Annotated in this window: 13 protein-coding genes; 3 read left to right on the top strand and 10 right to left on the bottom strand. The window is 57.6% G+C overall.

Annotated features, from left to right (window positions below):
* Positions 1–522 precede the first annotated feature (522 nt).
* From msrQ to mrcB, 9 genes are all read right to left on the bottom strand, one after another.
* Entirely contained in the window at positions 523–1,143 is a 621-nt protein-coding gene (gene msrQ / locus ACQRBT_RS28225; protein WP_244385082.1) for a protein-methionine-sulfoxide reductase heme-binding subunit MsrQ, read from the bottom strand.
* A complete protein-coding gene (gene msrP / locus ACQRBT_RS28220) occupies positions 1,143–2,156 on the bottom strand; it encodes a protein-methionine-sulfoxide reductase catalytic subunit MsrP (protein WP_104995982.1) in 1,014 nt (337 codons plus the stop codon). Before msrP ends, msrQ begins: the two co-directional genes overlap by 1 nt.
* A gap of 63 nt (positions 2,157–2,219) precedes the next feature.
* On the bottom strand, positions 2,220–3,077 hold the full coding sequence (gene pssA, locus ACQRBT_RS28215) for a CDP-diacylglycerol--serine O-phosphatidyltransferase (protein ID WP_060752232.1): 858 nt from the start codon (positions 3,075–3,077) through the stop codon (positions 2,220–2,222).
* A gap of 146 nt (positions 3,078–3,223) precedes the next feature.
* Entirely contained in the window at positions 3,224–4,240 is a 1,017-nt protein-coding gene (gene ilvC / locus ACQRBT_RS28210; protein ID WP_060752233.1) for a ketol-acid reductoisomerase, read from the bottom strand.
* Between the two features lie 47 nt (positions 4,241–4,287).
* On the bottom strand, positions 4,288–4,779 hold the full coding sequence (ilvN, locus tag ACQRBT_RS28205; RefSeq protein ID WP_003176102.1) for an acetolactate synthase small subunit: 492 nt from the start codon (positions 4,777–4,779) through the stop codon (positions 4,288–4,290).
* 2 nt (positions 4,780–4,781) lie between these two features.
* Positions 4,782–6,506, bottom strand: a complete 1,725-nt coding sequence (locus ACQRBT_RS28200; RefSeq protein WP_090365838.1) for an acetolactate synthase 3 large subunit — start codon at positions 6,504–6,506, stop codon at positions 4,782–4,784.
* Between the two features lie 431 nt (positions 6,507–6,937).
* Positions 6,938–7,267: a YqcC family protein gene (locus tag ACQRBT_RS28195; RefSeq protein ID WP_060752234.1), complete on the bottom strand. Its 330-nt coding sequence runs from the start codon at positions 7,265–7,267 to the stop codon at positions 6,938–6,940.
* Positions 7,267–7,998, bottom strand: a complete 732-nt coding sequence (locus ACQRBT_RS28190) for a hypothetical protein (RefSeq protein WP_060752235.1) — start codon at positions 7,996–7,998, stop codon at positions 7,267–7,269. The genes ACQRBT_RS28195 and ACQRBT_RS28190 overlap by 1 nt, the downstream gene beginning before the upstream one ends.
* A 16-nt stretch (positions 7,999–8,014) precedes the next feature.
* A complete protein-coding gene (gene mrcB / locus ACQRBT_RS28185) occupies positions 8,015–10,339 on the bottom strand; it encodes a penicillin-binding protein 1B (RefSeq protein ID WP_104995984.1) in 2,325 nt (774 codons plus the stop codon).
* A 118-nt stretch (positions 10,340–10,457) separates the two neighbouring features.
* Between mrcB and ACQRBT_RS28180 the strand changes: the two genes are divergently transcribed.
* From ACQRBT_RS28180 to ACQRBT_RS28170, 3 genes are all read left to right on the top strand, one after another.
* Positions 10,458–12,014: an AAA family ATPase gene (locus ACQRBT_RS28180; RefSeq protein ID WP_161548356.1), complete on the top strand. Its 1,557-nt coding sequence runs from the start codon at positions 10,458–10,460 to the stop codon at positions 12,012–12,014.
* A 93-nt stretch (positions 12,015–12,107) separates the two neighbouring features.
* Positions 12,108–12,452 carry a pentapeptide repeat-containing protein gene (locus tag ACQRBT_RS28175; protein ID WP_161548357.1) on the top strand — a complete coding sequence of 115 codons (345 nt, stop codon included), beginning with the start codon at positions 12,108–12,110 and terminating at the stop codon, positions 12,450–12,452.
* A 208-nt stretch (positions 12,453–12,660) separates the two neighbouring features.
* Positions 12,661–12,933 carry a TfoX/Sxy family protein gene (locus ACQRBT_RS28170; RefSeq protein ID WP_010562703.1) on the top strand — a complete coding sequence of 91 codons (273 nt, stop codon included), beginning with the start codon at positions 12,661–12,663 and terminating at the stop codon, positions 12,931–12,933.
* Positions 12,934–13,189: 256 nt separating this feature from the next.
* Here ACQRBT_RS28170 and ACQRBT_RS28165 read toward each other — a convergent pair whose 3' ends face one another.
* Positions 13,190–13,912 carry a heme ABC transporter ATP-binding protein gene (locus ACQRBT_RS28165; protein ID WP_427851692.1) on the bottom strand — a complete coding sequence of 241 codons (723 nt, stop codon included), beginning with the start codon at positions 13,910–13,912 and terminating at the stop codon, positions 13,190–13,192.
* Between the last annotated feature and the right edge of the window lie 18 nt (positions 13,913–13,930).

Raw genomic sequence — 13,930 nt, 5'->3', positions numbered from 1 at the left:
AACCCTAAACTTGGCTCAGCAATCGTTGGTTACATCTTTGATTTCTCGCGGAGTAACTTGTGATGCTGATAATCTTGTTGACTATCAGTCTGACTCCACAAGCACCCACACGAATTGCTTGATTCAGTTGTTAAAGAGCGGCTGGTTAAGTCTTTCGTCTCAACCGAGGCGCGCATTCTACAGCAGCCTCATTTGCTGTCAAGTGATTATTTTCAGAAGCTTTCGAAGATTTCTTCAATAACTTCAACCACTTGCGCTTACGATCTCTCGTTAGCGGGAGGCGAATTCTACAGCGTTACACGCTGCTGTCAACACCTCTTTTTCTCCGCTTTCGACCGAGAAGATCGAACCGTTGATAGAGCCAAACAACACCGCCCTATCAACTCCTTCTGGGCTTCGATGAATTGAAGCCTTTCGCTGCCTGAATCTTCGTAACTTCTTGTTTAACAAGGAGTTTTCAGTTTCGACTGCGCCGGAAGTGGGGCGAATTATAGACAGATACAATTCGCCGTCAAGCAATAATTACGTTTTTGTTGCAGAGGGGGCTTTTTTCGCAATAAGACGAGGGATCCGGCGCATCACTGGAGGCAAACGCAACATTAAAAGCAGAGCACCTATAGACGCATAGATAGCCCATTCCTTCAGATCAGCCCGCACGATCCACAACATATGCAGCAAACCGAGCCCCAGAATGACATACACCAGACGGTGCAGCTTCTTCCAACGGCTACCCAACCGGCGCTGGCTATAGCGGTTTGAGGTCACCGCAAGCGCCAACAAGGAAATGAACCCCAGCGCACCGACAATAATGTAAGGCCGCTTACGCAGCTCCACTCCCAATTGCGACCAATCAAGCCCAAGGATAAACACGCAGTAAGCCGCCAGGTGCAGAACCACATACGCAAAACACCAGAGTCCCAACTGTCGCCGCACCGCAATCCACCCGGCCCACCCGCTAAGCTTCTGCAGCGGTGTCATGCTCAAGGTGATCAATAGCAAGATCAGCGTCCCAAGCCCCAACCGATCCATCAGCACTTTCCCAGGATCAGGCCCCAGCACAGAACGCCATGCTTCATACAGCCAGTAAAACGGCCATATCGCCGCCGCTATAAAAACGCCAATGCGCCAGATGGGATAACGCATCAATAGTTCTTCCGCAAATCGAGACCTGTATAGAGAGAAGCGACCTCATCCGAATAGCCATTGAACATTTGCGTTTCGCGCACATTCGGGCTGAACAAACCGCTCGGCAAGCGCCGCTCCCGCGCCTGGGTCCAGCGAGGGTGATCGACTGTAGGGTTCACGTTTGCGTAGAACCCATATTCGTTGGCCGCAATACTCTGCCAGGTAGTCTTAGGCTGTTCGCTCACCAAGCTGATCCGCACAATGGACTTCACACTCTTGAAGCCATACTTCCACGGCACCACCAAACGCAATGGCGCGCCATTCTGGTTAGGCAACTCCCGCCCATACATGCCCACAGCAAGGATCGCCAAGGGATTCATCGCCTCATCCAGGCGCAGCCCTTCTACATAAGGCCAATCGATCAATCCGAAACTCGACCGCTGACCCGGCATACTCTTAGGGTCCTGAAGCGTTTCAAACCGGATGTACTTGGCATTTGATGTCGGCTCAACCTGCTTTAGCAAAGCAGAGATCGGAAAACCGATCCACGGAATAACCATCGACCACGCTTCAACACAGCGCAAACGGTAGATCCGCTCCTCCAATTGATAAGGTTTCATGAAATCTTCCAAGGCATAACGCCCCGGCTTCGCCACCTCGCCGTCGATGACCACACTCCAGGGTTCGGTCTTGAGTGAGCCTGCGTTCGCCGCCGGGTCGCCCTTGTCAGTACCGAACTCATAAAAGTTGTTGTAGTGGGTAGCATCCTTGAACGGCGTAATAGCCTCGTCCTTTACCGTAACCGCCTGCCATTTGGCTCCCGACAGCTTTTCGGCAAACCAGGCCGGCGCCTTGCCCGGCTCAACATCAGCATAACGCGAAGCATCACCAGCACTGGCCCAACGCGGCAGACCAGTGGCGGCAATGCCGGCCAGCGCACCACCGAGCAAGCTACGACGAGAAAGGTAGAAGGATTCAGGCGTGACATCCGATTCGTGACAATCGGAGGCTTTGGGAAGTTTGATTAACATGGCTACTCCGCAGTGTTGGAGGACTGATGCACCAATAGACTGCGGAGTATGGGGGAAATTACATTAAGGCAACGTTTTGTCCCGACGCAGATGCAGTAAATACTGAATCGGCCCCGAAGCCGCGTAAACCAGGAAGGCCAGCAGCAGAATGCGCGGTGGATCGCTGAAAACTACGGCGAACACCAACACCACTATCAGGATCGCCACGAAAGGCACCCGCCCCTTGAGGTCGAACTCCTTGAAGCTGTTGTACTTGATGTTGCTGACCATCAGCATGCCGGCCGCAGCCACCATCAAGGCGACCAGGAACGACATTTTCGAACCCTGGATGCCGTAGTCGCTGAATGCCCACACGATACCCGCGACCACTCCCGCTGCAGCAGGGCTGGCCAAGCCAATGAAGTAACGCTTGTCGGCCGTTCCCACCTGGGTGTTGAAACGCGCCAGGCGCAAGGCAGCCCCCGCGACATAGATGAAGGCAACCATCCAGCCGACCTTGCCCATATCACCCAGTGCCCAGGCAAATGCCAGCAACGCCGGAGCAACGCCAAAGGCAACCATGTCCGATAGCGAATCGTACTCTGCACCGAAGGCGCTCTGAGTATTGGTCATGCGCGCTACACGACCATCAAGGCCGTCGAGCACCATGGCGACGAAAATCGCGATGGCAGCAAAGCCGAAATACTTGCTGGCACTCGCCGCATCCCCCGCCGCCAGGGCGCTTTGGGCACTCATGGAATTGATGATGGAATAAAACCCGGCAAACAGGTTCGCCGTGGTGAACAGGTTGGGCAGAAGATAGATACCACGATGCCGGACCTTGCGGCCTTCCGCGTCATGCCCTTCTTCGACATGCTCATCGATCGGCAGCAGGCTTTCGGCGTCAGAAGCCTGGTTTGGCTCTTCGGGACGTTCGCTCATGGACTTTACCTTACAACGGTGTGAAAAAAATTCGACAAGTACTTGCGGCGAGTGTTCGCACGCAAAGGATGCAGCTTTATACCAGAACCCGTCCTCCCAAACGAAAAAACGCGGCCTAGGCCGCGTTTTCTCTTGATACATACGACTTAGTTTTTGGCTTTGTCGACGATCTTGTTGGCACCGATCCACGGCATCATGGAGCGAAGTTGCTCGCCGATGACTTCGATACCATGAGCGGCGTTGTTACGACGCTTGGCGGTCATCGAAGGGTAGCCGGTTGCACCTTCGCTGATGAACATTTTGGCGTATTCGCCGTCCTGAATACGTTTCAGGGCGTTGCGCATAGCCTGACGGGACTCGGCGTTGATCACTTCCGGGCCAGTCACGTACTCGCCGTATTCGGCGTTGTTGGAGATCGAGTAGTTCATGTTGGCGATACCGCCTTCGTACATGAGGTCAACGATCAGCTTCAGTTCGTGCAGGCATTCGAAGTAGGCCATTTCCGGCGCGTAGCCAGCTTCAACCAGGGTTTCGAAACCGGCTTTTACCAACTCAACGGTACCGCCGCACAGAACGGCTTGTTCGCCGAACAGGTCAGTTTCGGTCTCGTCCTTGAAGGTGGTTTCGATGATGCCGGTACGGCCGCCGCCCACGCCGGAAGCGTAAGACAGTGCAACGTTCTTGGCGTTGCCCGACGCGTCCTGGTAGATCGCGATCAGGTCAGGAATACCACCGCCTTTGACGAACTCGGAACGTACGGTGTGACCCGGGGCCTTCGGTGCGATCATGATCACATCGAGGTCGGCGCGCGGCACAACCTGGTTGTAGTGAATCGCAAAACCGTGGGAGAAGGCCAGGGTGGCACCCTTCTTGATGTTCGGCTCGATTTCGTTCTTGTACAGCGTGGACTGGAACTCGTCCGGGGTCAGGATCATGACCACATCGGCAGCAGCTACGGCGGAAGCCACGTCAGTGACTTTCAGGCCATGGGCTTCAGCCTTGGCAACCGTGGCCGAGCCTTTGCGCAGGCCGACAGTCACGTCAACGCCGGAATCTTTCAGGTTGCAGGCTTGTGCATGACCCTGGGAGCCGTAGCCGATGATGGCGACTTTCTTGCCCTGGATGATCGACAGGTCACAATCTTTATCGTAATAAACTTTCATGAGGTTCCTCTATATATCCAGGCCGTAAGGCCATTCGCTAATTTGGGTTAGATGCTGAGTACTTTGTCGCCACGGGCAATCCCGGTGACACCACTGCGTACCGTTTCCAGAATCGAGGCCGTCCCGATCGACTGGATGAAGCTGTCCAGCTTGTCGCTCGTACCGGTCAGTTGAACGGTATAAACGCTGGCACTCACATCGACGATCTGCCCGCGATAAATGTCGGTGGTGCGCTTGATCTCGGCACGTTGAGCACCCGTGGCCTTGACTTTAACCAGCATCAGCTCGCGCTCGATGTGGGCACTTTCCGACAGGTCGACCAGCTTGACCACTTCGATCAGCTTGTTGAGGTTCTTGGTGATCTGTTCGATGACCTCATCGTGACCCACGGTGGTTAACGTCAGGCGCGACAGGGTCGGGTCTTCGGTTGGCGCCACAGTCAGGCTTTCGATGTTGTAGTTACGTTGCGAAAACAGGCCGACAACACGAGACAGAGCGCCGGGTTCGTTCTCCAAAAGCAGGGAGATAATATGCCGCATGATTAAGTACGCTCCGTCTTGTTCAACCACATGTCGCGCATAGAGCCGTCTTTGATCTGCATCGGGTAGACGTGCTCGCTGGTATCCACCTGAATATCGATGAACACCAGGCGGTCCTTCATGGCGAACGCCTCTTCCATCTTCGGCTTCAGATCTTTCAAATCCGTGATGCGAATGCCGACGTGGCCATAGGCTTCAACCAACTTGACGAAATCTGGCAGCGACTCCATGTAGGAATGGGAGTGACGGCTGTTGTAACTCATGTCCTGCCACTGACGAACCATGCCCAGCACGCCGTTGTTCAGGCACACGATCTTCACCGGCAGCCCGTACTGCAGGCATGTCGACAGCTCCTGGATATTCATCTGAATACTGCCCTCACCGGTGACGCACGCGACGTCGGTGTCAGGGAAGCTCAGTTTCACACCCATGGCGGCAGGGAAACCAAAGCCCATCGTGCCCAGGCCACCGGAGTTGATCCAGCGGTTAGGCTTGTCGAACTTGTAGTATTGCGCGGCGAACATCTGGTGCTGGCCCACGTCGGAGGTCACAAAGGCGTCGCCCTTGGTCACTTCGCACAGGGTCTCGATCACGGTTTGTGGCTTGATGATGCTGCCGTCACCCTTGTCGTAAGGGAACAGGCCGCGGTCACCGCGCCATTCGTCGATCTGTTTCCACCAACTGGCCACGGACTCTTTGTTCGGCGCTTGGCCGATGTCCTTGAGCGCGGCAACCATTTCGGTCAGTACGCTTTCCACTGGCCCCACGATCGGCACATCGGCCTTGATGGTCTTGGAAATGGACGCCGGGTCGATGTCGATGTGGATGATCTTGGCATTCGGGCAGAATTTGCTCGCGCCGTTGATCACTCGATCATCGAACCGTGCGCCTACAGCCAGAATCACATCGGCGTGGTGCATGGTGAGGTTGGCGGTGTAGCTGCCGTGCATACCGAGCATGCCGACGAACTGACGGTCCGTCCCCGGAAATGCGCCAAGGCCCATCAGGGTATTGGTGACCGGCAGGTTAAGCAGTTTGGCCAGTTCGGTGAGCGGTGCTGAACCGCCCCCCAAAATCACGCCACCGCCCGAGTACAACACAGGGCGCTTGGCCGCCAGGAGCATTTCTGCCGCCTTGCGGATTTGACCCGAATGCCCACGAACGGCCGGGCTGTAGGAACGCAGCTTGGCTTTCTTCGGGAAGACGTATTCGAATTTTTCCGCCGGGTTGGTCATGTCTTTCGGGACATCGACCACCACAGGGCCCGGGCGACCGGACTGTGCGAGGTAGAAGGCCTTCTTCATGACTTCCGGGATTTCCGACGGATGCTTGATCATGAAGCTGTGTTTCACGATCGGCCGGGAGATACCGATCATGTCGGTTTCCTGGAATGCATCGGTACCCACCATGGTGCTTGGCACCTGGCCGGAAATGATCACCATCGGGATGGAGTCCATATAGGCAGTCGCGATGCCGGTAATGGCATTGGTTGCGCCTGGGCCGGACGTTACCAGTACCACGCCGGCTTTACCGGTGGCACGGGCGTAACCGTCAGCCATATGGGTCGCGGCCTGTTCGTGGCGAACCAGGATGTGGGTAACAGCCGGTTCCTTGAACAGTGCGTCGTAAACATGCAGCAGAGCACCACCTGGGTACCCGTAGATATAGTCGACGCCTTCGTCACGCAAAAAGCGGACGAGCATCTCACCACCAGATAAAAGCTCCACGTTGTTCACCTCTAAAACGCCAGAATACCGTCCGTTGAAAACCGACGGGTCTTAATAGGTTTACTTCTCAACAGAGCATGAGCGACGGTGGTCGCCGACTACGTCAGCACTGACTGAGCAAGTATTGGGATCGTCCCAAGTGTTGCGGGCTTTTCCCACCCAGCGCGAGGTAACGCGTTGCGGGTGTTACAGGTCGGCGCGGATATGCGCCTCATGATCTGCCGAGCGGGCCTGCTTCTGGCAGTCCCGATACAGCGGACTTTGGATTCTTCTGTTTCAGCCCCTTCAAGTCAAGCAATAATTGCGCTTTTTTCCAACTAAGCGCACGAGAACGTAGAAGAAAGGGGTTTGAGGAGGGATAAAACTCGCCTGAATGTCGTCAAGCGGTAGAAATATGCGCAAGACTGCCGGAAAAACCGGCAGACAGGCAATTAACGAGCGTCGACGATCAGTTGGTCGAACTTTTTCAGCGCATCACGCAAGCCAAGGCTCTCCGACGGCCGATCGGCGTAGACCATCTCGGCCATCTCCAGGATTCCCGACGCGTTGGGCAGCGGCAGATCCTGCTCGAGAATCTGCTTCATGCGCACCAGGAAGATCCATTGCAGCCACTGATGAAAATCCAGGGTATCGACCGAAAAGGGCTCCGTGCTGCCAAGCGCCTCGGCGCTGGGGGGCACTTCGTCCCACCAGCCCTGCACACGCAACTCGCGCTCAATCAGCAGCAGCTGTTCGGCAATCGCGGGAAAACGTGCATCCATCAGAGGCTGACCTTGGCTTTCTGCCGCGCTTGGGCGGCACCGGCGGCATCACCTTGCGCCGCACGCGCATCACCAATCAAAGCCCACAAGTTGGCCTGCAGGTCAGGGCGACCGTTGGCCAGAGTCAGGCCGCGACGTGCGAACTGTTCGGCTTGCGGTGCATCCCCCTGGGCCAAACGCACCTGGGCGAGTCGATACAGCACTTGCGGCTCGCGAGGTGCAACACGTTGGGCACGCTCAAGGCTCGACGATGCGCCGTTCAGGTCACCACCGGCCTGCTGTTGCTGGGCGGTGGTCAGCAAAGCCAATACCGGCCCGTCCAGTTGCTCGTCAGCCGACAGGCCGCCGGCATTCGACGATGGAATGCCGCTCGGCGTCGAAGGCGGCATGTTGTAGGTGCCCTGGTTGATCGGTGCGGCCTGGATCGGCGTCGAATCCACTGGGCCCGAAGTGCTCGGCCCTGGCGTCCACGGCTCGGCACTGATCGGCGCCGAGGTAGCGGCTCCGGCACCCGGCACCATGACGACCACGCCCGAATCCTGCGGCACGGCTTGAGGGGCCTGGGCAGGACGCTTGACGACAGTCTGGCGGAAACCGCCGTTGGCCGAAATCCGGTCGTTATTGGAAACGGTCGTGCTCGAATCCACTACGGGAATGGAGCCACGTTGCACACTGGAGCAACCGTTGAGCAAAGCCAGAGCTGTAATAGCTGGAATCCACCACTTGTTCACTTGAAACCCTCTTTGCTTAATTCATCCAGCCCTTGACCCAATCCATCACCGACTCCGCATCAGCAGGCGCACTGCCACCGCACGCGGCGCCAGGTGGTGGCTCGCTGCCGCGAATATACGGCATCTGTACCGCACCCGGACAGTTGGCATCGGAACCCTGGCCGGTGTGCGGATCAATCCATGCCTGCACGATATTGTCCGGCTGCGGCATGTTCAACGGCAGCGGGTCGGCCTTGCGCATGAAACTGGTCCAGACCTGCAATGCACCAGTGGCACCGGTGAACGGCGTTTTGCCGTTGTCATCTCGGCCCAGCCACACCACCGCCAGCACATCCTGGCCGAAGCCAGCGAACCAGCTGTCGCGAGAGTCGTTACTGGTGCCGGTCTTGCCCGCCAGCGTCAGGTTGGACGGCAACACGCTATAGACCGAGCGCCCCGTACCTTCACGCATTACGCGCTGCATGGCGTTCTGAATCAGGTAGATGGAGCCCGCGTCGAAACGCTGCTGGATCTGGAACGGATAACGTTTGAGCGGCTCACCGTCGGCGGTCAGTACGCTGCGAATGCCGCGCATCGGCGTATTGAACCCCCCGTTGGCGAGGGTCTGGTACATCGTGGCCACTTCCATCGGGGTCATCGCACCGGCGCCCAGCAGCATCGATGGGAACGCCGGGAACTCACGGTTGATGCCCAGGCGCCCCAAGGTTTTCAGCACGTTCGGCACGCCCACTTCAAGCCCGAGGCGCGAGGTGGAAATGTTGTAGGAATGCGCCAGGCCTTGATACAGGAACACCGTGCCGTGGGAGCGGCGATCGAAGTTCTGCGGCGTCCATACCTGGCCATCGGCACCCTTGACCGACAGCGGTTCATCCGACAGCCAACTGGTCAGGGTGTATTTGCTTGGTTTCTCCAAGGCCGTCAGGTAGACCGCAGGCTTGACCAGCGAACCGATCGGCCGCACGGCATCCAGCGCACGGTTGAAACCGGCGAAACTGGCTTGGCGACTGCCGATCATGGCCTGGACTTCACCGGTTTCCGGGTTGGTCACAACCATGGCCGCTTCCACTTCATCCGAGCCCTTGCGACCGGTCAGGCGCTTGAAGGTGTCATTGACGGACGCTTCGGCCTTCATCTGCAGAATCGGGTCGAAACTGGTGAAAATCCGCAAGCCTTCTTCGGTCAAGTCTTCGTCGCGGTAATCTTCACGCAATTGGCGTTTGACCAGGTCGATAAAGCCTGGGAAGGAACTGTCGGCAAGCTTGCCGCGAGTAGTCACACCCAGTGGCATTTTCTTCGCCGCAGCCACCTGCTCGGCGGTAGCGACGCCCTGCTGTTCCAACACATCGAGCACCAGGTTGCGGCGCTCAAGGGCGCGCTCCGGGTTACGACGCGGGTTGTAATAGGAAGGCCCTTTGACCATCCCCACCAGCAACGCGACTTGATGCAGCTTCAATTCGGACAACGGCTGGCCAAAGAAGAACTGGCTGGCCAAGCCAAACCCGTGCACAGCACGCTGACCATCCTGGCCGACGAATACTTCGTTGAGGTACGCCTCAAGGATTTCCTGCTTGCTGTAGTGCAGCTCCAGCAACATCGCCATCATGGCTTCGGTGAGTTTGCGGGTCAGGCTGCGCTCGTTGGTCAGGTAGAAGTTCTTGACCAATTGTTGCGTGAGCGTACTGCCGCCCTGAGTCATCTTGCCGCCGGACGTGTTGACCCAGATGGCACGGGCAATCGACTTGGGCGACACGCCCCAGTGGCTGTAGAAGTCGCGGTCTTCTACCGCAACCAGGGTTTCCAGCAGATACGGTGGCACCTGATCGAGCTTGATCAGGATGCGATCTTCAAGGTTTTTCGGGTAAATACCGCCGATCAACAGCGGTTCCAGGCGGACTACAGGCAGTTTCGAGCCATTGAGCGACGAAAGCTCGGCCACATAATCGCCGGAGAAGCGCACGCGCACCGGCTGGGCTTTTTCCAGGCCCTCATAGAACTGGAAGCCACGGGTATTCAAGTCGACGGTATTGCCACTGACGGCAGCCGCACCCGGGCCATTGCTTACGGGTTCGCGACGATAGCCCAGCGCATCGAGCTCAGTGAGGAAGTCATCCTTGCTCAGCTTCTGGCCGGTGAACAACTCCAGCGGGCGAGCGTATACCTTGGCCGGGATGGTCCAGCGCTTGCCGGAGAACTTCTCCTGAACCACAGCGTCGAGGTACACCGCGAAGCCGGCAAGCACCACAAGGCCTACCAGGCTGAGCTTGAGCGCCCAGCCCAACCAGGGACGCAGGCCGCGGGAAGGAGGTTTTTTACGGGAACGGGGAGATCGGGTTCGAGTCATGGCGGCGGATTATACGCACTTTATTGATGATCAACATGAGCCGGACAGCGGTTTGCACGACCGGCTGTAGCCGCCATAATGCCTGCCATGATTTCTCCCAGACTTTGAAGGATCGCCCGTGAGCCAGTCCCTGATCGCTGCCCTGCAAAACCCGGCTTTATACCCTCACCCGGTTGAAGCGTTTCAAGTCATCGAGACCCATATTTCCTGGGTGATACTGACCGGCGCTTATGCTTATAAGCTGAAGAAACCGATGAACTTCGGTTTTCTGGATTTCACCAACCTGGCTGATCGCGGCCACTTCTGTCGTGAAGAACTGCGCCTCAACCAGCGTCTGACCAAAGATTTGTATCTTGAAGTGTTGCCTATCACCGGTACCGCTGACGCCCCGCAAATCGGCGGCGACGGCCCGGTGATCGAATACGCGCTGAAAATGCGCCAATTCCCGCAAAGCCAGATGCTCAGCACGTTGCAGGCGAACGGCGAGCTGACCAGCGCGCACATCGATGAAATGGCCCGGCAAATCGCGCACTTCCACCTCAACGCGCCGAAAGTACCGCAAGACCACCCTGCCGGCACCCCGGATGAGGTAATGGCACCGGTACGCCAAAACTTCGAACAGATCCGCCCGTTCCTCAGTGACAAGGCCGACCTGGTTCAACTGCAAGCGCTGCAAGCCTGGGCCGAAAGCAGCTTCGAACGCCTCAAACCATTGCTGGCACAACGCAAGCTTGATGGCTTCACCCGCGAATGCCACGGTGACATCCACCTGGGCAACGCCACCTTGATCGATGGCAACGTGGTGATCTTCGACTGCATCGAATTCAATGAACCGTTCCGCTTCACCGATGTGTACGCCGACACCGGCTTCCTGGCCATGGACCTGGAAGACCGCGGCCTCAAATCCCTGGCCCGACGTTTTATCAGCCAGTATCTGGAATTGACCGGCGATTATCAGGGCCTTGAAGTCCTGAACTTCTACAAAGCCTACCGGGCCCTGGTACGCGCCAAGGTTGCGCTGTTCAGCATGCCGAGCGAAGCCGACCCGGTGCAACGCGCTACCACCCTGCGCCAGTACCGTAACTACGCCAACCTGGCGGAAAGCTACAGCACTATTCCGTCGCGCTTCCTGGCAATTACCCATGGCGTTTCGGCCGTCGGCAAAAGCCACGTCGCCATGCGTCTTGTTGAAGCCCTGGGTGCCGTGCGCCTGCGTTCGGACGTCGAGCGCAAGCGCCTGTTTGGTGAGCAGCAGATTGAAAACACGCCGCAGGCCGGAATCTATAGCCAGGACGCCAGTGCTGCGACTTACGCGCGCCTGAACGAAATCGCCAACACTATATTGCGCGCGGGCTTCCCGGTGGTGCTCGATGCCACTTTCCTGAAGCGAGAACAGCGTGACGCAGCCGCCAAGATAGCCGAAGCCACGGGCGCGCCTTTCCTGATTCTGGACTGCAATGCACCACAGGCCGTTATCGCCAACTGGTTGGCGCAACGTCAGGCAGATAAAAACGACCCGTCTGACGCAACACTCAGCGTTATTGAAGAACAGCAAGCCCACCGCGAACCGCTGACTGCCGAAGAACTGCTCCTGAGCAAACGCGTAGAAACCAATGAGAGCGGAACGCTCGACGCACTCGTGGCGCACATTCGCCAGCGCCTGCCCGGCCTGTAAGAAATATTTCTTGGTCGTGTCACCGACCTACGGTGCACGGCCAAGCAATAGTGGCACTATAATGGCAATATAAATCTAATCGGAGTCGCCATCATGAGTCAGCCCAAGCTTCTTGATACTCCGCTCTTCGCTCTCCTGCATAAAGACGATATCCGCGGCTTTAACCAGGAGCGCCCCAAAGAGGGTGTCATCAACCTGCGCGGTGGCGACTTCCGAGGGCTGGACCTGCGCGACCTGAACGCCACCGACGTGGACTTCACCGATGCCTACTTCCGCTCGGCCGACCTGCGCGGCCTGGATCTACGCGACTGCTCGCTGGAAGGTGCCAGCCTGGCGCATGCGCAGATCTCCGGCACCTACTTTCCAGCCGAATTGACCGCTGATGAAATCCTGATGTCCGTCAACTTCGGCACCCGGCTGCGCTACCGCACCAAGTAACAGCGCCTGCCCCCCTCCCCCCCCCGGCACGCCCTCAAGCGCGCCGGTAGTCCTCGCCTGCTTGTGGCTGAAGCGTGTTCGTCACTCTTATAGCTTTTCAGCCGTTTCTGCCCAATGAACTACGCTTTTCCTACTGAGCGCTACACTCCTTTCAGGCTTGCCTGGTCACGATACCCACCGCACCATTCGGCCGTCGCAAGGAGGCTTGATGAACGATGAGCTGCAACACCTGAAAAACCTCGGCAAGACCTCCGCGCAATGGCTGCATGCAGTGGGTATCCACAGTGCGTCGGATTTGCGCCGCCTGGGAGCGGTTGATGCCTACCGCGCCGTGCGGACTCGTGGCTTCCGGGCCTCGAAAGTACTGCTGTATGCAATCGAAGGTGCATTGATGGATGTGCACTGGAACGACATCCCCGCGGAGCGCAAGGAAGCGTTGAACCGTCAGTTGGATGCGATTTCAGCGCGCCAGAAAAATTAGATCGGCCACAAACCCCAAGGTTTACAAGCGTTCCAAACAGCTGTTTGAGAAAATTCGATAGGCAGCCAAAACAACTGTTGACTCACAAATGAGAATCGTTATGATTATCACAACTGGTCGCGAGATCAGCCGATAACTGAAAGACCCTTGGTTCGGACTCTCAGATTATCTCCTCATCAGGCTAATCACGGTTATTTGACCCGGCTCTTGCCGGGTCTTTTTTTGCCTGATAAAAGCCGCCTGTGAGAAGCTGCTTTCAGCGCGCAATTATCAACGGATGCCCAAGCTCCGGATGCGGCTGAACCAGCACATCCAAGCCAAACACAGCCTTGAGCAATTCCGGCCGCAACACGTTTGATGGCGTGTCCAAGGCCTGTGGGCAGCCGTTTTCCAGCAACAGGATACGATCGCAGTAGCGAGCCGCCAGGTTCAGATCGTGCAGAATCACCAATACGGCCGCCCCTCGATCGGCAAAGCGGCGGATGGCCTGCAGCGTCGTGTGTTGATGCAGAGGGTCCAGCATCGATGTCGGCTCATCCAGCAGCAAGGTTTGACCCGCTTCGCCCGGCCATAACTGCGCCAGCACTCGTGCCAGGTGCACACGTTGACGCTCGCCGCCGGACAACGCCAAATAGCTGCGACCACTCAAATGCCCGACGTCCGCCGCGTGCAAGGCTGCGGCGATGATTTCATCATCGCGCACCCGTCCGGTCTGATGGGGCAAGCGCCCCATGCCGACGACCTCTTCGACACGGAAAGCGAAGTCCAGGCTCGACGTCTGCGGTAACACTGCCAAACGCTGCGCACGCTGTGGGCCACTCCAATGCGTCAACGCCTGCTCAGCCAGCCAGACGCTGCCTTGGTCCGGATGCAGCTCCCCGCACAACGCACCGAGCAAGGTACTTTTACCGGCGCCGTTGGGCCCCAGCACACCGAGCACTTCACCCGGCAAAAGATCCAGCGTGATATCCGTCAGCACCACCTTGCGCCCGCGCCG

Source organism: Pseudomonas sp. R19M (assembly GCF_050312585.1).
GTDB lineage: Bacteria > Pseudomonadota > Gammaproteobacteria > Pseudomonadales > Pseudomonadaceae > Aquipseudomonas > Aquipseudomonas palleroniana.
This window is presented reverse-complemented; position numbering and strand designations above follow the sequence as displayed.

Coding starts and splice junctions, on each gene's coding strand:
- ACQRBT_RS28170 (WP_010562703.1), top strand. CDS start 12,661: ATGAACGATGAGCTGCAACACCTGAAAAACCTCGGCAAGACCTCCGCG.
- mrcB (WP_104995984.1), bottom strand. CDS start 10,339: ATGACTCGAACCCGATCTCCCCGTTCCCGTAAAAAACCTCCTTCCCGC.
- msrQ (WP_244385082.1), bottom strand. CDS start 1,143: ATGCGTTATCCCATCTGGCGCATTGGCGTTTTTATAGCGGCGGCGATA.
- ilvC (WP_060752233.1), bottom strand. CDS start 4,240: ATGAAAGTTTATTACGATAAAGATTGTGACCTGTCGATCATCCAGGGC.
- ACQRBT_RS28195 (WP_060752234.1), bottom strand. CDS start 7,267: ATGGATGCACGTTTTCCCGCGATTGCCGAACAGCTGCTGCTGATTGAG.
- msrP (WP_104995982.1), bottom strand. CDS start 2,156: ATGTTAATCAAACTTCCCAAAGCCTCCGATTGTCACGAATCGGATGTC.
- ACQRBT_RS28175 (WP_161548357.1), top strand. CDS start 12,108: ATGAGTCAGCCCAAGCTTCTTGATACTCCGCTCTTCGCTCTCCTGCAT.
- pssA (WP_060752232.1), bottom strand. CDS start 3,077: ATGAGCGAACGTCCCGAAGAGCCAAACCAGGCTTCTGACGCCGAAAGC.
- ilvN (WP_003176102.1), bottom strand. CDS start 4,779: ATGCGGCATATTATCTCCCTGCTTTTGGAGAACGAACCCGGCGCTCTG.